Here is an 18,538-nt window from a genome sequence, read left to right on the forward strand (position 1 = left end):
CCCGGCACGACGAAGCGGCGCGTCCTGGACACTCGGCAGGTGCTGCCGCATGCGCCGGCCAAGACGAGGCTGGACGCGGGCCAGCACCTCCCCGTAGGGTGTTGACGTCAACATCCCCGACCCCCGGGTCACCCGTGCGCCGCATCGTCGCGGCGCGGATCGGAACAGACGCGATGACGCATCGACGCCCCTTGACCGCACGCCGCCTCCTCGCGGCCGCAACGGCCGCTGTTCTGGCCGCCGCCCTGGCATCCCCGCTAGCAGCGGTCGCCGCCACGGGCGTACCGACGAACCCGAACGACGGGGTGCCCCGGATCGATCCACCCGTGACCTACGACAAATTCCAGCCCCTCGCCGACCCCGGTATGAGCGCCGCCGACTACTTCCAGCCGAAGTGGTACGACACCGACGGGCGGCACATCCAGGCGCACGGCGGCCAGGTCGTGACGACCGAGGAGAACGGTCAGACCGTCTACTACTGGTACGGCGAAGACCGCACCAACGGCTACTGGAACAGCCCCGGCGTCGCGGTGTACCGGTCGACGGATGCCAAGAACTGGACCAACCTCGGCGACGCCCTGCGCAGCATCAGCACGCGCGACGACCTGCTGACGCCGTACTTCGAAGACCTCTACGACACCCTCGACGATGCCGGCCAGCCTCGCAACGACAAGATCGATGCCCTCGCGTACCACTTGAACTCGACGCGAAACTCCGACTACACGGCGATCTTCGAGCGGCCCAAGGTGCTGCAGAACGAGAAGACCGGCCAGTGGGTCATGTGGTGGCACGCCGACGGGCGCATCGAGCCCGGCGGCAGCACCTACGCACGCTCGATGGCCGCCGTGGCCGTGTCGGACTCCCCCGCCGGACCGTTCCGCATGACGGGCGCCTTCCGCATGCCCAACCGCTCGAACTACCAGGCGTGCACGCAGTACGCGGTGCCCGGCCAGGCGCGCGACATGACCGTGTTCAAGGACGACGACGGTAAGGCGTACATCTCGTACTCGTCGGAGGAGAACTACAGCCTCTACGTCGCCGAGCTCGACGACTCGTACACGAACGTCACCCACACCACCGGCACGGACACGCTCGACGTGAATCAGTACTCCGAGGACGGCCGCTACCCCTACATCTTCGCCGACGGCACTCCCGAGGCGCCGGTGCGGGGTGAGGACTTCCAGATCGTCAAGGAGTGCGGCCACCTCGAGGCCCCCGCGATCTTCGAGCGCGACGGCACGTACAGCGTCGTCACCTCCGGCGCCACCGGATGGGCACCCAACCCGCAGACGTATTACACGACAAAGAACCTGATGGGCACGTGGATCCGCGGCATCGAGGCGAACGACGTGAACGAGAAGGTTCTGTACAACTCCATCCCCGACGGCGGCGACGGGCTGCTCTCGATCGGCGATGCACGGCGGACGACCTTCGGTTCGCAGACGACGAACGTGTTCGAGCTCGAGCCGGGCAAGTTCATCTACATGGGCGATCGCTGGAACGAGGGCGAGGCCGACTCGACCTACGTTTGGCTGCCGCTGACGGTGGGCGAGAACGGTCGCCTCGAGATGCACAACCCCGCGGCCGAGGACCCCGCGCGCTACGGCACCGGGTGGGACGCCTCGTACTGGGACGACAAGGGCTTCGGCCACGGCACGTGGAAGGTCACCACGGCACTGCCGACGACGGTCCTCCGCGGTCAGGCGCCGCAGCTGCCCAGCACGGTGTCGGTCGACACCGACGGCACCGCCTCCGCCGTCGCCGTGACCTGGAGCACCGTCGACACCAGCGTGCTCGGACCCCAGAAGCTCACCGGCACCCTCGCCGCCGACGCGAACTTCACGGTGGGGCGCACCTTCCAGCGCACGATCACCGTGACGACGCCGGGCATCGCCAACATCGCCCCCGAGGCGACGGTCACGGCCTCGAGCCGGAACGACCTCGTCGGCACGATCACCGACGGCAACCGCGCCGGCAAGGGCTGGGACGACTGGACGGGCAACGGCTACCCGCGCAACAGCTGGCTCCAGTTCGACTGGGGGACGAACCGCACCTTCGACTCCCTCGTCGTGTACACCTACAAGGACGGCGCCACCGCGACCTGGCCGTCGCGCATCCAGGTGCAGTATCGCGACGCCGCGGGCGCCTGGCAGGACACGACGGTCGCTACGACCCTGGCTCAGGATGCCGCTTCAGCCGCGCCCGTTGTGACTCTCGACGGGAAGGGACTGCCGGCATCCAGCGCTCTGCGCCTGCGCCTCACGAGCGATGCCAACACGTGGCAGTCGATCGCCGAGGTGGAGATCTGGGGCAACGCCCTTGCCGCCAACGTCTGCCGTGGCACCGACGCCACCGTCTCGGCATCCTTCTCCCAGACGAAGTGGGCGACTCTGCCCGCGGGCAACGCCTGCGACGGCCGGCAGAACACGCAGTGGTCGACGTGGACCGACGCCGGGTTCAAGGACTCCGCGACGTTCACCCTCGAGACGAGCGCCACACACCGTCTGGACAAGGTGCAGTTCACCAACATCGAGGGCTCGGTCACGGGCGTCTCCGCCGAGTACCGCACGACCTCCAACGAGTGGAAGCCGGTCACCCTGACCGGCGCCGCCCCGACGGTGACGAACGGCCGCGAGACGACCCTGGCGTTCACCCAGGTGGCCGCGACCGGCCTGCGGTTGACGTTCGCCACCCCGGGTTCGTACCTGAAGATCCCCGAGATCGTCGTTCCCGAGGGTGTTGCGGCACCGAAGGCCACCACCACGGTGACCTCTCGCTGCATCGCCGGAAAGGTGACGCTGCTCATCACATTGCGCAACGAAGAGACGACTCCCGCGACCGTCGAGGTCGCCTCGCAGTGGGGCCGCAAGACCCTCACCGCGATGGCTCCCGGTTCGACCACCTCCATCGCACAGTCGACCCGCGCGGCCTCCATCGTCGCCGGTGCGGTGACGGTGAAGACCTCGGTCGACGGCGCCCAGGGAGAGCAGAGCGTGCCGTTCACGGCGCGTAGCTGCAGCTGACCGGCGGGCGAGGCGACCCGACGCCTCGTCCTCCCGCCCTCGCGACCCGCCCCGACCACCCCCGGTCGGGGCGGGTTGCTGCGTGGCGACCGCGCTTCGCCTCCTCCCCCGTTGCCGGACGGCCGCCATGACCGCGGCACCGGAGCGGGTTGATGGGTGGCGACCGTGCTCCCTCCCGACGCCGGAGGGCGACGGTGACCGGAGCATCGGAGCGGTGCTGCGTAGCGACCGCACTCCCTCCCCGAGGCCGGACGGCGACCGCGGCACCGGGGCGGCTGCTGCGTAGCGAGCGCACTCCCTCCCGACGCCGGACGGCGACCGCGGCACCGGGGCGGGACAATGGATGCCATGCGCGCGATGATCATGGACGCCCTGGCCGAGCCCCTCGAGGTGCGCGACGTCGAGGCGCCGAGCGCCCCGGACGGAGGCGTGGTCGTCGAGGTGTTCGCCACCGGGCTGTGCAGGAGCGACTGGCACGCCTGGGTCGGGCACGACGACGTCTCCCTTCCGCACGTCCCCGGCCACGAACTGGCGGGCGTGATCGTCGAGATCGGTGCCGGCGTTCAGCGGTGGCAGGTGGGCGATCGTGTCACGGTCCCCTTCGTCATGGGGTGCGGGGCGTGCGAGTGGTGCCTGAGCGGCAATGCGCAGGTGTGCCCCGACCAGCAGCAGCCCGGCTTCACGCAGTGGGGCTCGTTCGCCGAGCGGGTGGTGCTGCGAGCCGCCGACACCAACGTCGTCCGCATCCCCGACGGGGTCTCGTTCGAGGCGGCGGCGGCCCTGGGATGCCGCTTCGCCACCGCGTACCGCGCGCTCACCGGCCGCGCGCGCGTGCAGGCCGGCGAGTGGATCACGGTGGTCGGCGCGGGTGGAGTGGGTCTGAGCGCGGTGATGATCGGCGCGGCCCTCGGGGCCCGCGTGATCGCCGTCGACCGGACGCCGGCGGCGCTCGAGGCAGCACAACGGCTGGGCGCCGAGCACACTCTCGTGGCCGGGTCGGATATCGCCGCTGCCGTCCACGAGCTCAGCGGCGGTGGCAGCCACGTCTCGGTCGACGCGGTGGGCAGCGCGCAGACGGCGCGCGACGCCGTGCTGAGCCTCCGCCGACGGGGTCGTCACGTGCAGATCGGCTTGCTGCCCACGCCCGACGGCATGAGCGCGATGCCCATGGCCCGTGTGATCGCGTGGGAGCTCGACCTGCTCGGCAGCCACGGCATGGCCGCGGTGGATTACCCCGAGATGCTGTCGCTCATCGAGAGCGGTGCCCTGCGCCCGCAGGAGCTCATCGAGCGGGTCGTCGGCCTCGGCGAGGCGGCCCGGCTGCTGCCGACCATGGACTCCGCGTCACCGGCCGGCATGACGATGATCGACCCTCGGCGCGACTGACCGCGGCGGCGCGACTAACCGCGGCGGCGCGACTGACGCGCGGCCGCAACGGTTCGCGGCGCGGGCGGAGCGGGGCGGTGCGCGGCACGACCGGGGCTGGGCCGGTCGAGTGATGAGCGGAGGAGATACGGCGAAGGGAGGACCAGCTCGGCTCGCTGAGTCCTCCGCTCACCCGAAGTCCTCCGCTCGCCACCCCGCCGCGCCGCGACCGAACCGCGCGCGGTCGGATACGGAACAGGGCGGGCCCCGGCGCGATACGCAGCGCAGGCGAACCGGTGCTGAGCGGAGGAGATACGGCGAGTGGAGGACCAGCTCCCCTCGCAGAGTCCTCCGCTCACCCGAAGCCCTCCGCTCGTCACCGCCGGGCGCAGGCGCGCAACGCGCGTGGCCGACGGCGGACCACAGCAGGGCACGAGCGCAACCAGGCGCAGCACGGGGCCGAGCGCGGGCACGCACGCCGCGAGAACCGGTGCTGAGCGGAGGAGATACGGCGAAGGGAGGATCAGCCCCCCTCGCTGAGTCCTCCGCTCACCCGATGCCCTCCGCTCGTCACCGCGCCGCACCGCACCGAGCCCTCCGCTCGTCACCGCGCCGCACCGAACCCTTCCCCCGTCACCGCGCGAGAGCTCGCGCAGGCGCGCAACGCGCAGGCGCGCGCAGCCGGCGTCAGGCCTTCGGGGTGGCGGCGTCGTCGTCGGGCTTCTCGGCCGCCGGCCGCACGGGCTGCTCAGACGCCGCGGAGCCCGCAGCCCCTGCAGCGGGGGCGGCCGTGGAGGCGCCGGGGGTGGTGGCATCCGGAGCATCCTTGGGCAGGAGCAGCGGACGATCGACGGTGGCGGTGACCTTGGCGGGATCGACGGCGAGAAGCATGAGGGCGACGCTGACGAGCACGACGATGAACGTCGCACCGGCCGCGACGAGCGCGACGATCAGGGCATTCTGGATCTGGTCGGCGGGACGCGTCTGGAAGAACCCCATCGACATCAGCGTGACGAAGCCGGCGAACAGGGCGGCGACGAAGGCCAGCCCAAGCAGCTGAACGGGCTTCATCAGGTCTTTGCGCGTGGTGGGCTTGTCGGTCATGACGCGGCCTCCTCAGGGGATACGGCCGCTACGGGCTCGGGGCGGCGCGGCGAGAAGCCCGCGATCGCGAGGAACACGGCGACGACCGCCGCGTATCCGCCGAAGAGTCCCACGGCGATGGTGATGCCGGTCAGCGTGAAGGACCCCGCACCGGTGATGTCGTAGTCGAGCGCGTACTGCGCCGGGGTGAGCAGCAGCACAGCCGCCAGCACGATGCTCAGGATGCCGATGAGCATCCCGTCGCGCACGCCCGCGGTGCGCCCCGCCTTGCGGTCGCGGAGGGCCCCCAGCAGTTCGATGAGGCCCGACACGAGTGCCCAGGCGATCACGACGCCGAAGAAGACGCCTGTCGTGCGCCACGCTCCGACGCTGGACACGAGGCCGGCCAGGATCGAGACGGATGCCAGGAGCACCGGGATCATGCGCTCCCCGCGCGGGAACACGAGCCACGCGGAAAGCGCGAAGACCAGTCCCGTCGCGAGCGCGAAACCGCTGAAGACGCCGAGCCCGAGGACGGCGGAGTGATCCGGCGAGAACGTGACCATGATGGCCGCGAGCGCCGCGAAGGCGGCGCGCGCCAGCTGCAGGTGGCGAACGTCGAAGGCGCGCGGTGTGGAGGAAGAGGTCACGGAGGGTCCCCGAAGAGCGGAATGGATGGGATCCAGTGTATTCCTCGGCACCTGTGCGGCCTCCGCGGAACCTCGACGGCGAATCAGTGGGTCCGCCGCCCCTCGCCTCAGACGCGTCGGCGACGACGGGCGCGGATCGCGAGTCCGGCTGCGAGCGCCAGGAGCGCGACCACGGCGCCGCCCACGGCGATCTCGCCGCCCGTGGCCGGAAGCGCACCGGGTCGGGGGTTCGCGGCATCCGATCCCGGGTCGGCCGGGCCGGGGTTCGCGGCCGACGTCGGGGCCGGCGACGCCGAGGGGGTGGGGACCGCCGTCGGAGACGGGGTCGCGGTGGGCGCCGTCGTCGGCGGGGGCGTCGGGGCGCCGGTGCGGGCGGGGATCTCGACCGAGATGAGCAATGAGTCGCCCGTCGATTCTCCGGGCGTACTCGGCGCGGCAAGGGGAGACCCCAGGGCCAATGCCACCACTACCGCCGCCAACGTCTTCGTCATCACGCGATCAACCTCCTTGTCGAGGATGCCGTGAAACGCCCGTATTGCGCAAGGAATCGACGGCGACGCACGATGAATTGCGCACGATGGCATCCATTCCGAGGCGTTCCACCCGCCTTCGGCGGTCTCCTCCGACGTGGCGAGACGCGATCGAGGGGACTTTCCGAACCCGTGACCACCTTCGGCACGGCGGCCGCCGACCTCCTCGACGCGGCCGGCGCGGGTGCTACCGTGCCGATGTGACTCCGGATGCCATCCCCCCGCGCCGCATCCACGTCTCGGCTGCGGTGATCACCGACGCCGACGGCCGGCTGCTGGTCGTGCGCAAGGCCGGGACGACGGCGTTCATGCAGCCCGGGGGCAAGCCCGAGCCCGACGAGACGCCCGCCGAGACCCTCGCGCGCGAACTCGCCGAGGAGGTCGGCCTGCGCGTCGCGCCCGAACATCTCGAGCCCCTCGGGCGCTTCACCGCGAGCGCCGCGAACGAGCCCGGCTTCGAGGTCGTCGCCGACGTGTTCCGTGTCGACATCGGCGACCAGCAGCCGATCCCGGATGCCGAGATCGCCGAGCTGCGCTGGGTCACCGCCGCGACGGCATCCGGAATCGAGATCGCCCCGCTGGCGCGCGAGTACTTCCTGCCCGCCTGACCGCCCCCGCGCGACTCAACCGCGGTTGAGTGTCCAGGACACGCCGCAAAGCTCCCGCCCGCGCGACGTGTTCTGGACACTCAACCGCGGTGGAACGCGACCTCACCAGGAGCTCTTGCAGTAGTCCTTCAAGAAGATGCCGAACAGGTCTTCGCCGGCCTCGCCGCGCACGATCGGGTCGTACACGCGGGCGGCGCCATCGACGAGGTCGAGCGGAGCGTGGAAGCCCTCTTCGGCCAGCCGCACCTTGGTGAAGTGCGGGCGCTCGTCGGTGATCCAGCCGGTGTCGACGGCCGTCATGAGGATGCGGTCGTTCTCGAACATCTCGCGGGCGCTCGTGCGCGTCAGCATGTTCAGCGCGGCCTTCGCCATGTTCGTGTGCGGGTGGCCGGGGCCCTTGTAGCCGCGGCCGAACACGCCCTCCATCGCCGAGACGTTGACGATGTACTTGCGGTCGGCCGTGGATGCCGCCATCGCGGGGCGCAGGCGGCTGACCAGCAAGAACGGCGCGGTCATGTTGGCCAGCTGCACCTCGAGCATCTCGAGCGGCTCGACCTGGTCGACGTGCTGCGTCCAGCTGTTGATGCGGTCCTCGTCGGGCACGAGGCCGCCGGCGTCGATCGCGGTGCCCGCGGCCAGACGGTCGAGCGACGAGGAGCCCGCGGCCATGGCCTCGGCGGTGAGCTCGTCGGCCGTGCGCGCCGCCGACGCGAGGATCGGGTGCGCCGACACCGACTGCGCGAGCGCGAGGGGGTGGGCGTCGTTGGTGTGGCCGAAGGTGAGCAGCTCGGGCAGCGGACCGTCGGGGAGCGGCGCCAACTCGGCATCCACCAGGGGTTTGTAGGCACCCGGCGAGCGCCGCACGGTTTGGGCTGCGTTGTTGATGAGGATGTCGAGCGGACCCGCGGATGCCACGGAGTCGGCGAGTCCGATCACCTGGGCGGGGTCGCGCAGGTCGATGCCGACGACCGTGAGGCGGTGGATCCACTCGGCGCTGTCGGGCAGCGATGAGAACCGGCGCACGGCGTCGCGGGGGAAGCGCGTGGTGATGGTGGTGTGCGCGCCGTCGCGCAGCAGCCGCAGCGCGATGTACATGCCGATCTTGGCGCGACCGCCGGTGAGCAGTGCCCGACGACCGGTGAGGTCGGTGCGGGCGTCGCGCTTCTCGTGGCTCATCGCCGCGCAATCGGGGCAGAGCTGGTGATAGAACGCGTCGACGAGGGTGTAGTCCTGCTTGCAGATGTAGCAGGCGCGTGCCTTGATCAGCTCGCCCGCGAACGGCATCGAGGTGCGGGCGGCCAAGGGGATGCCGCGGGTCTCGTCGTCGATGCGGTCGGCGGCTCCGGTCGCGGTGGCGGCGACGACTGCGCGGTCCGCATCGGCGATGCGCTGACGCTTCTCTTTGCGCGACTGCCGCTTGACGTCCTTGTAGAGCTTGCCGGTCTGGCGACGCAGGGCGATGTAGGCCGGGTCTTCGGGGTCGAGCGAGGAGGCCGCGTCGATGACGCGCAGCGCGATCTCGAGCTCGTGCGGGTCGATGGATGCCACGGCTCCGGCCTCGCGATCGGGATTCAGCAGTGTTTCGGGCACGGGGCATCGTATCGGAGCGTTGCTGAACGCGGGGTGGGCCGGGCGTGTCGCGGGTCGCCAGGGGCGGCGACGGGAACAGGGGATGCCCCGGGAACAGGCCGGAGCGGCGCCGATCCTCCTGTTCTCGACGCGTCTGGTGTTCTGGTGACCGGCGGGCTACTGCTTCCCGCCGTCGACCCAGCGCGTGTGCGCCTTGAGCGCGTGCAGCACCGCCAGGCGGACGACGAGGTAGACGACCGCGCCGATGACGGCGAGGGTCAGCCCCCACGTGAGGATGATGATGAGCAGGTGCGGTCCAGCGAGTCCGGAGAACATCCGGCGAGCCTAGCCACACGGGCGACGGCGATTCAAGGATGCGGAGCCCCGGCCGGGCCGTCTCGCGCGTCGGCGTCCGCGACACGATGCAGGCGCAGCACACAGCGATGCGTCTATCGCGCTGCGCCGACCTCCGCCGCCTGCCGAGAAGAGTCACGCCGCGCACGGTCCCGGTCGTACCGCAGCAGCCACCGCTGCGCGGGGATCTCGATCAGCCTGTGCATCGCCCACGCGATGGCGAGCGCGATGCCGAAGGCGGCGAGCGCGAGCGGCACCGCCTGCCGCCAGGGGAGTTCGGGGTGCCCCTCGGGCCAGCCCGACGACACCGAGGCGATGACGAGCAGGTGCACGAGGTAGAACGCGAACGACACGCGTCCGAGCTCCTGCCAGAGCGGCCGGGCGAGGAACGTCGACCGCCCCCGCGCGTCGGCGTTCGCGAGGGATGCGACCAGCAGCGCGTAGAACCCGACGGTGGCGGCGAGCCCCGGGTGGATGTCGGTGCCCGGCACCATCGGCGCCTCCGACAGCGCGTAGCCCGCGACGGCCAGGGGCACGGCGAGGCTGAGGCGCAACGGCATCCATTCCCCCCGCTTCATCATCACGGCGAGGGTCATGCCGATGACGAACTCGGGCAGGCGCAGGAGGGGGGTGGATGCCGACGACAGCACGCCCGGCGCGAAGGCGGCGATCTGCGGGGCGAGCGCGACGAGCACGAGGGATGCCACGGCCACGACCGTGAGCATTCGGTTCGACGCCCGCACGAGGGGGCGGATGAGGAAGGGGAAGCTCAGGTAGAAGAAGGCCTCGCACACGAGCGACCAGCTCGCGGGGTTGCCGGCCTGCCACCAATCCGGCACCCAGCCGTTGACGAGGAAGACGTTGGCGACGAGGGGCGCCGCGCCGTCGGTGCGGATCTCGGGCACGAGGGTCGCCGCGGCGATCAGCGCGAGCACGACACCGACGACGTGCAGAGGGTAGATGCGCGCGACGCGGTGCCACCAGAACGAGCGGGCGGTCTGCTGCGGTTTGTATCCCCACGCGAGCACGAAGCCCGAGAGGATGAAGAACAGCGTCACTCCGGTCTTCCCGGCCTCGAACAGCACGCCCCACACGACCCCGGCGTTGCCGCCGAAGTAGTTCACGGCCATGAGGTGGTGGCCGAAGATCAGCAGCGCCGTCGCCCAGCGCAGCCCGGTGAGCGACGGCAGGTTGCGGACGTGATCGAGGGGGCCGGGAGCGGCTGCCTTCGGGGGTGCGACGGGCGCGGTCATCGTGCTGGTGATGGTCGCCTCCCCTCGTCGTGTGCGAGCGCGACCGCGTGATCATCGACGACACCGTTGGAGTCGACCTGAGCACGTGGAGTCGCGCAGACCTTCCGAGAAGGTACTCCTCCTCGGTCTGGAGGTTCCTGAAAAGGGTGGGGCTTGACCCGGGGCACGCGGGCGGCGCGGTCGACTCAGTCTTCGGCCGGCAGCGCCCGCTGCGCCACGACCCGTCGCGCCTCGACCACCGCCTCGGCGAACTCGGTGTCGGGGTCGTCCATCACGATCGCGGTGGCCCGGGCATGCGCGCTCACGACGTCGTAGGGCGACGCGGCCGCCTGCTCGACGACCGCCTCGGCGCGGAATCCGATCGCCGCGAACGCCCGGCTGAGGCTGCGTTGGGTGTCGTGATCACCGCGTCCGAACTGGGTCGCGAGCTCCTCGGCGAGCGACTCGTGTGCGTCGTCGGGGACGAGACCGGATGCCGTGCGCCACGCCGCCCGCGCCACCTCGGGGTGCCGGTCACGCAGCACGGCCGGCGTGATCACCGCGAACGCGGCGGGATCGCCGATCTTCGACAGCGTGTGGAGCGCCTGGCTGCGCGCCTGTGGAATCTCCGACCCCACTTCGGGCAGCAGCGCCGCGACGGCCCGAGCGGGGTCGTGGCGCGTGAGCGCCCAGGTCAGCATGTCGCGTACGAAGAAGTCGGTCTCGAGCGCGCATCGGGCCACGAGCTCGACGATGTAGTCGTCATGCGGCCGCGTCCCCGCGGCGAGCGCGGCCTGCAACCGGCCCGACGCGTCGGACTGCGCGAGGGCTGCGCGGAGGCGTTCGGCGGGGGTGGTGTCGGTCATGGTGCCTCTAGCGTTCCACGGCGCGGGAGGTGTCGGGGCGGCGGTGGGCGCCGCGGCGGGCGCGGCGGGGCACCGCGGACGGTCGCGGCGGGGGGGGGAGGATATCCCGCGGAGGGAGGACCTCAGCCGCGGCATCCATCCTCCGCACGCCGAATCTCCTCCGCTCCCCACGCACGGCGCGAGCACCGTGACCAGCGGAGGAGGGCGGACGACGGGAGGACGCGTCAGTGGCATCCATCCTCCGCACGCCCCTCGCCCTCCGCTCATCACGGGCTCGGCGCTGCGCGGCCATCGCGTGGTGGCGCGGCGGCTACTTCCTGCCCACGCGGCGCTCGACCAGCTTGCGCGCGACGTCCATGAAGCTCGGCGCGTACTTGGCCCACTCCTTGTCGAGCTTGCGCACGTCGATCTTGCCCGTGTGCAGGAGCTCGCAGATCTTCATCCAGCTCTCCCCGGTCGCCGCGGTGAGGGCACCCGCCACCGCGGCGTTCACCACGATCCCGGCGCCCGGGATCAGCTTCAGAAAGCTCGTCGCCAGGGCCCGTCCCGCGACCTGCACGCCGAACTGGGCGAGGGCTCCCGCCGACAGCATCGTCTTGACCTCGAGGTCGTAGATGGCGGCGATCCGCCCCATCATCGTGAGCTGGATCGGCGCAAGAGTGAAAGCATCCGAGACAGGAAGCGGAACGGTCGCCGCTCCCGCGGCTGCCGCGGCCGCCGTCGCGATGATCGGGCGAGCCATCTCGCGCTTCCACGGGAGGTTGAGGCGCTGTGCGATGCGAAAGGCATCCTTGTCGCGCTCGGGAGCGAGGTCGAGCGTCTCGGTGACAAGGTCACCGAGGCCGTGCCCCTTTCCCTTCCCGTGCCGGTCTCGCGTCGAGGTGAGGATGACGCGCCGGTAGGGCACGTGCAGGCGTTCGCCGGTCGCGGCATCCACCGGATCGTTGAGCCAGTCGACGAAGGCCTGCACGTCCTTGGCGACACCCTGATGACCGGTCAGAGGGTTCTTGATCCAATCGACCTTCGTGAGCACGAGGATCACCGGCAGACCCCGCGCGTCGAGTTCGCGGATCATGGCGATGTCGGCGGGAGTGAGTCGGTCGTCGTTGGCCTGCACGCAGTACCAGACGACGGATATCTGGTGATCGCCGGAGTGCGCCGCGATGGCGTTCAGGTGGTTGCGCAACTGCTGGTCGGGGGGAACGGGCGAACCGATCTCGAAGCCCTCGACGTCCCAGATGCCGAGCGAGTCATCGCTGTAGAACTGCACACCCCGCGTGACGGGGAGGCCGCGGCCGACCTTCGCCCAGTCGCGACCGAACACCGCGTTCACGAGCGACGATTTGCCGACGCCGGAACTCCCGACGATGGCGAGATTGAACCGGCCGTAGCGCGACTTCGCCTCGGACGTCGCCTCGACGAAGGCCTTCTGGTCGAGGTCGGGTTTGTCCGCGTTCTTCTTCGCCATGGTGTCTCCTTACCCCCAGAGGAAATCGAGATCGCGCGTTGTTCCCGCGGGAATGCGGATGCCACGAATCTACGGCCCGGGGTCCTTCGCGGCGTTTTCGGCGCCTCCCCTTGCGTTCACGGTCGCGACGGGAGGAGATTCGGCGGGCGGAGGAACCTCGCCCGCGGTGCCGGTCCTCCGCCCGCCGAATCTCCTCCGCTCCACGCGGAGGAACGGGTCACGGCCGCGGCGCCCTCCGCTCCGCGCGGAGAAATCGCTTGCGGCCGCACCTGCTCTCCTCGCTTCCCGAGGCGCGTCACGGCTGCCGCCGCACCGCGGCCCACTCCCCCGCGGCATCCGGTCGCGAGAACACGATCCGGTCGTGCAGCCGGGACGGCCGGCCCTGCCAGAACTCGATCTCGCGAGGCTCCACCCGAAACCCGCCCCAGTGCGGCGGGCGCGGCACGGGCCGGTCGTCGCCGAAGCGGGCGCTGACCTCGGCCATCTGCTCCTCGAGGGCGGTTCGGGATGCCACGGGCTCCGACTGGTGGCTCGCCCAGGCCGACAGCTGCGAGCCGCGCGGACGCGAGGCGAAGTACGCATCGTCGCGCTCGGGCGGTAGGGGCGTCGCGGTGCCGAGGACGATGACCTGGCGCTGCAGCGCGTACCAGGGGAAGAGGACCGACACGGACGGGTTCTCGGCCAGGGCCCGTCCCTTCCGCGAGTCACGGTTGGTGAAGAACCACAGCGCTCCGTCGTCGTCGATCCCGCGCAGAAGCACCGTGCGCGAAGTCGGTCGGGCTTCGGCATCCACCGTCGACACGACCATCGCGTTCGGCTCGGGAAGGTCGGCGGCATCCTTCAGCCACCGGTGGAGGAGATCGTTGGGGGATGCCGCGAGCGCGGAGTCGTCGAGCTCGTCGAGCGTGTAGTCGAGTCGGTGGGCGAGGGGGTTCTCGGTCATCGCGGTCCTCCGGTTGCGGGAGGCCCATGGTACGGCGGGGTCGTGATGCGCGGCGTGGGGTCGCGCTGAAGACTGGGCCGTGACCAGCGGAGGAGACGGGACCGCGGGAGGACGCGTGCGCGGAATCCATCCTCCGCTCCTCCCTCGTCCTCCGCGCGGCACGTGCGCGCCCCCGCGGCGCATCGCCCGCGCTCCGCCCGACACGTGCGCCCGCGCCCCACCGGCGCACCGCGGATGCCCCCTCTAGCCGGTGTCGGTGGCCCGGAGTACCGTCGTCGCCATGAAGCCCGCCGAACTCTTCCTCCACTCCGATGCCGCTCTGCGCGAGGTCGTCGACCAGCTCGATCCCGCAGATTTCTCCACCCCGGTGCCGCCGGAATGGAGTCAGCACGAGGCGCCCACCCTGCGCGACATCCTCGGGCGCCACGCCTACGACGAAGCGTGGATTCCCGACGTGATCGCCGGTCGCGCGGCGGCCGACGGCGACCCGTTCGCCGACGCCGATCTGCTCGGCGATGACCCGATCGCCGCCTACGACGCCCTCAACGACACCGCGACCGCCGCCGTGCAGAAGGGCGACATCGCTGAGACCTTCCACTTCACGTACGGCGACTATCCCGCCGCCGAGGGGTTCGCGCACCTCGCGACCTATCGCGCATTCCAGGCGTACTCGATTGCGAAGCACTTCGGCATCCCGTTCCACCTCTCCCCCGACCTGGTCGACGGTTTCAACGAGCACGTCACCCCGCACGCCGACGAGTGGCGGCAGTGGGGCGTGTTCCCTCCGGCCATCGACCCGCCGGCGGACGCCGACGACGAGACGCGGCTGCTCTGCACGCTGGGGTTCTGGATGCGGTAGGGCGGCGGCGCATCGGGGCGAGCCTCACCCGCCAGAGGCGGACCCTCCGTATCCGAGCGATCCATGACGCGAGGGCAGTGACGCGCGTCTGCGCTCAGCGGGCCTCGACGACGTCGACATCGTCGACGTGATCGGCGGCGCCGCCTTCTTCAACTGGGCGAACCGGCTCATGCTGTCGCTCGGCGAGCCCGAAGTCCCCACCCGACAGCAAGGGCAGTCATGAGCATCCCCCGCCTCCTCGACCACGTCGTCGTCGCCGGCCCCGACCTCGCGTCCCTGATCGACTGGTTCGCCGCGCGTACCGGCGTCGTCGCGGCGCCGGGAGGCGCGCACCCGACCGGCACGGCGAACGCACTCGTCGCCCTCACCGTCGACGGCTCGCCCGGCCCGCAGTACATCGAGCTGATCGGCCCCGATCCCGATCGCACCCAGCCCGCGGTACCGACCACGTTCGGCATCGACGCGCTCACCGAGCCGCGCGTGCAGGCTTACGCCGTGCACCCCGACGACATCGACGCGACCGTCGCCACCGCACGCGCGAACGGCTACGACCCGGGCGACATCAGCGACCTGTCACGTCGCACCCCCGACGGAACCCTGCTCGAATGGCGCCTCACCCGCGGCGAGCACGACCGCATCGACGTCCCGTTCCTCATCGACTGGGGACATACGGCGCAGCCCGGCCTGAGCGACATCCCGACGATCGAGCTCGTCTCTCTCGTCCGCACCGAGCCCGACCCGGCGCCGCTGGTCGGCATCCTGAACGCCTTCGGGTTGGGCGACGGTGTCGCCGAGGTGATCGCGGGCGACGAGTCGGGGTTCCGGCTCACGCTTCGGACGGCGGACGGAGAGGTCGTCGAGCTCTAAGCCGCTGGCGGCGGTGGTGCGGCGGCCGTAGCGGGGGTGGGAGGGGAGCGGATGCCGGGAGGTCGGCATCCGCTCCCCTCCGTCGAGATCAGCTGTTGCGATCTCCTGTACCCGTTGGAGGTTGTTCCGCTTCCTCTCGTCGGTACCGCATGTCGGTGGCGACCGTCCAGGCCGTGAAGGTCAGCAGAGGGATCACCGACAAAGGCCCCAACACGTCAGCCCCCTGCCCGCGGCCCATATACAGCGCGCTCACTCCCGCGAACCACGCGAACGATGCGCCGCAGAGCAGCAGGCGGGTGGGCGCGAAGAGGAGCGACAGCCGTATTCGGAGGGAGGTGCGGTAGGTCGGGGGCATCAGCGGCACGACCCTCCGGAGTACGTTCCGAACCAGGGAAGGAAGGACAGCTGGATTGTGAATACAACCGTCGCATACATCTCCAGGCATCGTTGGGGCCGGGAGTTCTGCGCCACTCCAGCGGTGTACACCGCAGCGCCGCCAGCAGCCAGACACGCTGCGCTGCCGATGGCTGCTCCGGGAGGGCCCGCAAGCGCAGAGCCCGCGAGGCCGCACGCCCCGGCTGCTCCCGTCGCGCCCCACCCGCCCGCAGCGATTGTCGCGGTCTCGGCACGGTTCCAGCGGACGCGCACCTGGTTCCAGCTCGTCACGGACCACTGCGGATCAGCAACGACCGGATAGGTCGTCGCGGAATCGGTCTGCACGTGTTGCGTGAGCACACCGTCCTCGATCTCGTAGGAGGTGGGGACGTCTCGCCCCGCTGCATCGATCGCCCACGCGGGTTCCACATATCCGACGATCTTGAAGATCTCCGCCTTGCCGTTGTCGACCTCGACCTGCTCCGTCAGTTCGATACGGCCATCGCTGCGCAATTCCGCCGTCACCCCGTCTGGCAGCGCATATTCGAACGACCGATCGGCCGTGTGGCTGTTGATGACCGTCGTGATGCGAGCGCCCGACGGAAGCACTTCCACCGTTACGTCCGGGCTATCCCCCCTGCCGGCGAAGACCATAACGCCGTCGGACGATTCCACCCCCGCATCCAGATCCACAGCATCGGGAAGAGGAATCTCGAGGACGGGGTCCCCTTGCTGCCCGACGATCACGTTCGCGTACGGGTCTCGCGGAACGTCGACCGCTGCGTCCGTGGTGAGTATCGCGGGGTTCGGATCCTGCGACGCAGTTGCCGCCGCAGCAGCAGTTTGAACGAGGTTGGCGACGGCGTCCGCCGCGCCCTGTTCTTCCGCATATGACGGCGGGGCGATCAGAGTCGAAACCGTTACGACCGCGGCGATGACTACAACCCCGACCCGGGATCGCATTATGTTCTTTCGCATTTCTCTCCTTCGAGCTTGAGCGTCCTTCCAACGGCGTTGGATTGGTTGGGTTCTACCTCCGACGTTGCGTCGGCTAATTGGGGGACAAAGCTGGATCCGGCGCCGGGTGAGAAGCGTGATGCGGGCGGGACGGGTCAACGTGCGTGGCCCTGCAGCAGTAATCGGGCGGCCAGGCGGCGGACGTGCTCGACTCACCGCCGATAGGTGCTCGAGGGGTCGACGCGAGCGTGGCTTCGTTTCACCCGCAACTTCACCCATGTGAGCCGGTCGACACGCCGCGAAGGTCGCTCCACACGAACCGGCAGCCGTCACTCTCGATGCGTAAGCGCGGCCGGTGACCGTGGGGGTGCGGCGGGCGTAAGGGGTGGAAGGGGGCGGATGCCAGGGGATGGCATCCGCCCTCCTCCCGCGCGGATGCGAGGGCATGCCGCATCGCGCCTCACCGACTCGCCGTGCGAGGGTGGACGAATGGAACGCGCCGCGAAGATCGCCTTCGCCGCGTCGGCCTTCGTCATCGTGGGCCTCGTCGCTCTGGTGGTGCCCGCCTTCTCGGGCTTCGGCGCGACGGAGCCCGAGGCCCCCGCCGAGGCGGTCGGCGCCGCGGCAGCCGTCGCTCCGGCCGAACCGGCCGCCGCGCCCGCACTCCCCGACTGGGCGAAGAACTCGGGCCCGTGGATCATCTACCCCGAGGGTTTCCGGTGCCAGGGCACCGAAGGCTGCCCCAACGACTACCGCGCGTTGATCGGTGAGCCCGGAGACGTGCTCCCCGCCAACGTCGAGTACTACGATCCGGCCACGCACGACTATGACCCCGCCAACCCGGGCAAGTTCTCGGTTTTCCCGGCGGCCGCTCCCGAGGCCGACCCCGGATCCCGTCCCGGCGCGAACGGCTTCGCTGTCGTTTCAGGCGGAAAGGTCGTGTCGTACGTCGTGGTGCACGGCGACACCCTCACAGGGATCAGCGAGCGCTTCTCCGTCGACGCGGGCGGACTGACCCGCGACGATGACCCCGTCATCCCCGACGAGACGCAGATCAACCCGGGCGACGTGCTCGTCCTCCCCTGATGAACGAGCGCCAAGGCGTTGGGTGGGTATATCGCCCCCGATAACCCCTCTCGTACACTGGTCCCGTCGACCGCCCCGCGCGTCTTCGGGTCCGTCGCCCGCGGCGAGGCGACCGGGTCGTCCGACGTCGACCTGCTCGTGGATTTCACCCCCGAGGCCGGGCTTCTGGACGAGATCGGGTTACGCCTCGCCCTCGCCGACCTTCTCCACGTCGAGGTGGATGTCGTGGCATCCGACACTCTGCGTGGCGAGTTCCGCGAGCGAGTGCTGCGCGAAGCTGTCGCGCTGTGACCGCCGACCGTCAGAAGACTCGGGATGCCGCGGCACGGGTCGTCGCGGTATGCGAAGTGATTGCGCAGATCGTCGCGCGCGGCGAGGACCGCTTCATGACTGATGTGAAGGCGCAGTGGGCGGCAGAGATGGGAATGATCCGGATCGGCGAAGCCGTCGCGAAGATCCCCGTGTCCGTTCGCGGGCGCTTCGGTGACCAGCCGTGGCGGCAGATCATCGACATGCGCAATTTCGCAGCGCATCGGGACGACGACCTCGACCCGCATCGGGTCTGGCGCACGCTCACGCGGGATGTCCCGCGGCTGCGCGACTACCTCGCCGACGAGGTTCTGCCTGCCCTCTGAATCCGATCAGCGGCGAAGCCGATGTCCCTCGCGCGTCAACCCACCCAGAACGCGCAGGCCACCCCGGT

General features: G+C 70.4%; 18 protein-coding genes and 1 pseudogene. 9 read left to right on the forward strand and 10 right to left on the reverse strand.

Annotation, left to right across the window (positions count from 1 at the left end):
• Positions 1-191: 191 nt before the first annotated feature.
• Positions 192-3,023 (forward strand): discoidin domain-containing protein, encoded by a 2,832-nt coding sequence (locus ACXKZF_RS16180; RefSeq protein WP_488984902.1) that lies wholly within the window; start codon positions 192-194, stop codon positions 3,021-3,023.
• A gap of 348 nt (positions 3,024-3,371) precedes the next feature.
• The gene (locus ACXKZF_RS16185; RefSeq protein ID WP_488984903.1) at positions 3,372-4,409 is read left to right on the forward strand and encodes a zinc-dependent alcohol dehydrogenase family protein; all 1,038 of its coding nucleotides are present in this window, start codon (positions 3,372-3,374) and stop codon (positions 4,407-4,409) included.
• A 666-nt stretch (positions 4,410-5,075) separates the two neighbouring features.
• Here ACXKZF_RS16185 and ACXKZF_RS16190 read toward each other — a convergent pair.
• The 3 genes from ACXKZF_RS16190 to ACXKZF_RS16200 form a co-directional block, all read right to left on the reverse strand.
• The gene (locus ACXKZF_RS16190; RefSeq protein ID WP_488984904.1) at positions 5,076-5,492 is read right to left on the reverse strand and encodes an amino acid transporter; all 417 of its coding nucleotides are present in this window, start codon (positions 5,490-5,492) and stop codon (positions 5,076-5,078) included.
• The gene (locus ACXKZF_RS16195; RefSeq protein ID WP_488984905.1) at positions 5,489-6,121 is read right to left on the reverse strand and encodes an acyl-CoA synthetase; all 633 of its coding nucleotides are present in this window, start codon (positions 6,119-6,121) and stop codon (positions 5,489-5,491) included. Before ACXKZF_RS16195 ends, ACXKZF_RS16190 begins: the two co-directional genes overlap by 4 nt.
• A 107-nt stretch (positions 6,122-6,228) precedes the next feature.
• Entirely contained in the window at positions 6,229-6,612 is a 384-nt protein-coding gene (locus ACXKZF_RS16200; protein ID WP_488986018.1) for an LPXTG cell wall anchor domain-containing protein, read from the reverse strand.
• Between the two features lie 239 nt (positions 6,613-6,851).
• Here ACXKZF_RS16200 and ACXKZF_RS16205 point away from each other — a divergent pair, with 239 nt between their 5' ends.
• Positions 6,852-7,259 (forward strand): NUDIX hydrolase, encoded by a 408-nt coding sequence (locus ACXKZF_RS16205; RefSeq protein WP_488984906.1) that lies wholly within the window; start codon positions 6,852-6,854, stop codon positions 7,257-7,259.
• A 102-nt stretch (positions 7,260-7,361) separates the two neighbouring features.
• Here the strand turns inward: ACXKZF_RS16205 and ACXKZF_RS16210 are convergent, their stop codons facing one another.
• From ACXKZF_RS16210 to pdxH, 6 genes are all read right to left on the reverse strand, one after another.
• Positions 7,362-8,849 (reverse strand): SDR family NAD(P)-dependent oxidoreductase, encoded by a 1,488-nt coding sequence (locus ACXKZF_RS16210; protein ID WP_488984907.1) that lies wholly within the window; start codon positions 8,847-8,849, stop codon positions 7,362-7,364.
• Between the two features lie 156 nt (positions 8,850-9,005).
• Positions 9,006-9,164, reverse strand: coding sequence for a hypothetical protein (locus tag ACXKZF_RS16215; RefSeq protein WP_156459090.1), 159 nt, complete (start codon positions 9,162-9,164; stop codon positions 9,006-9,008).
• A gap of 113 nt (positions 9,165-9,277) precedes the next feature.
• Positions 9,278-10,435 (reverse strand): acyltransferase family protein, encoded by a 1,158-nt coding sequence (locus ACXKZF_RS16220; RefSeq protein WP_488984908.1) that lies wholly within the window; start codon positions 10,433-10,435, stop codon positions 9,278-9,280.
• Between the two features lie 185 nt (positions 10,436-10,620).
• A complete protein-coding gene (locus tag ACXKZF_RS16225) occupies positions 10,621-11,280 on the reverse strand; it encodes a HEAT repeat domain-containing protein (RefSeq protein WP_488984909.1) in 660 nt (219 codons plus the stop codon).
• Positions 11,281-11,590: 310 nt separating this feature from the next.
• Positions 11,591-12,748 carry a GTPase family protein gene (locus tag ACXKZF_RS16230; protein WP_243501620.1) on the reverse strand — a complete coding sequence of 386 codons (1,158 nt, stop codon included), beginning with the start codon at positions 12,746-12,748 and terminating at the stop codon, positions 11,591-11,593.
• Between the two features lie 295 nt (positions 12,749-13,043).
• Positions 13,044-13,691, reverse strand: a complete 648-nt coding sequence (pdxH, locus tag ACXKZF_RS16235; RefSeq protein WP_488984910.1) for a pyridoxamine 5'-phosphate oxidase — start codon at positions 13,689-13,691, stop codon at positions 13,044-13,046.
• Between the two features lie 256 nt (positions 13,692-13,947).
• On the opposite strand from pdxH, the gene ACXKZF_RS16240 reads away from it, so the two are divergent.
• From ACXKZF_RS16240 to ACXKZF_RS16250, 3 genes and pseudogenes are all read left to right on the forward strand, one after another.
• Positions 13,948-14,550, forward strand: a complete 603-nt coding sequence (locus ACXKZF_RS16240; RefSeq protein WP_488984911.1) for a DinB family protein — start codon at positions 13,948-13,950, stop codon at positions 14,548-14,550.
• A gap of 109 nt (positions 14,551-14,659) precedes the next feature.
• Positions 14,660-14,773, forward strand: a pseudogene (locus ACXKZF_RS16245) (alkylhydroperoxidase domain protein); the annotation flags it as partial.
• Positions 14,770-15,417 carry a VOC family protein gene (locus tag ACXKZF_RS16250; protein ID WP_488984912.1) on the forward strand — a complete coding sequence of 216 codons (648 nt, stop codon included), beginning with the start codon at positions 14,770-14,772 and terminating at the stop codon, positions 15,415-15,417. The pseudogene ACXKZF_RS16245 and the gene ACXKZF_RS16250, both read left to right, overlap by 4 nt.
• Positions 15,418-15,771: 354 nt before the next feature.
• Here ACXKZF_RS16250 and ACXKZF_RS16255 read toward each other — a convergent pair whose 3' ends face one another.
• Positions 15,772-16,770: a hypothetical protein gene (locus ACXKZF_RS16255; RefSeq protein WP_488984913.1), complete on the reverse strand. Its 999-nt coding sequence runs from the start codon at positions 16,768-16,770 to the stop codon at positions 15,772-15,774.
• A gap of 468 nt (positions 16,771-17,238) precedes the next feature.
• On the opposite strand from ACXKZF_RS16255, the gene ACXKZF_RS16260 reads away from it, so the two are divergent.
• The 3 genes from ACXKZF_RS16260 to ACXKZF_RS16270 are packed head-to-tail and all read left to right on the forward strand — an operon-like array spanning position 17,239 to position 18,470.
• A complete protein-coding gene (locus ACXKZF_RS16260) occupies positions 17,239-17,835 on the forward strand; it encodes a LysM peptidoglycan-binding domain-containing protein (protein WP_488984914.1) in 597 nt (198 codons plus the stop codon).
• Between the two features lie 18 nt (positions 17,836-17,853).
• Positions 17,854-18,126, forward strand: coding sequence for a nucleotidyltransferase family protein (locus ACXKZF_RS16265; RefSeq protein WP_488984915.1), 273 nt, complete (start codon positions 17,854-17,856; stop codon positions 18,124-18,126).
• Positions 18,123-18,470, forward strand: a complete 348-nt coding sequence (locus tag ACXKZF_RS16270; protein ID WP_488984916.1) for a HepT-like ribonuclease domain-containing protein — start codon at positions 18,123-18,125, stop codon at positions 18,468-18,470. Before ACXKZF_RS16265 ends, ACXKZF_RS16270 begins: the two co-directional genes overlap by 4 nt.
• The last annotated feature ends 68 nt before the right edge of the window (positions 18,471-18,538 follow it).

The organism is Microbacterium sp. ABR10, from assembly GCF_057812175.1.

Bases quoted from the DNA above. Each gene is read 5' to 3' on its own strand.
- ACXKZF_RS16185 (WP_488984903.1), top strand. From the start codon at position 3,372: ATGCGCGCGATGATCATGGACGCCCTGGCCGAGCCCCTCGAGGTGCGC.
- ACXKZF_RS16190 (WP_488984904.1), bottom strand. From the start codon at position 5,492: ATGACCGACAAGCCCACCACGCGCAAAGACCTGATGAAGCCCGTTCAG.
- ACXKZF_RS16200 (WP_488986018.1), bottom strand. From the start codon at position 6,612: ATGACGAAGACGTTGGCGGCGGTAGTGGTGGCATTGGCCCTGGGGTCT.
- ACXKZF_RS16215 (WP_156459090.1), bottom strand. From the start codon at position 9,164: ATGTTCTCCGGACTCGCTGGACCGCACCTGCTCATCATCATCCTCACG.
- ACXKZF_RS16220 (WP_488984908.1), bottom strand. From the start codon at position 10,435: ATGACCGCGCCCGTCGCACCCCCGAAGGCAGCCGCTCCCGGCCCCCTC.
- ACXKZF_RS16225 (WP_488984909.1), bottom strand. From the start codon at position 11,280: ATGACCGACACCACCCCCGCCGAACGCCTCCGCGCAGCCCTCGCGCAG.
- ACXKZF_RS16230 (WP_243501620.1), bottom strand. From the start codon at position 12,748: ATGGCGAAGAAGAACGCGGACAAACCCGACCTCGACCAGAAGGCCTTC.
- pdxH (WP_488984910.1), bottom strand. From the start codon at position 13,691: ATGACCGAGAACCCCCTCGCCCACCGACTCGACTACACGCTCGACGAG.
- ACXKZF_RS16250 (WP_488984912.1), top strand. From the start codon at position 14,770: ATGAGCATCCCCCGCCTCCTCGACCACGTCGTCGTCGCCGGCCCCGAC.
- ACXKZF_RS16255 (WP_488984913.1), bottom strand. From the start codon at position 16,770: ATGCGAAAGAACATAATGCGATCCCGGGTCGGGGTTGTAGTCATCGCC.
- ACXKZF_RS16260 (WP_488984914.1), top strand. From the start codon at position 17,239: ATGGAACGCGCCGCGAAGATCGCCTTCGCCGCGTCGGCCTTCGTCATC.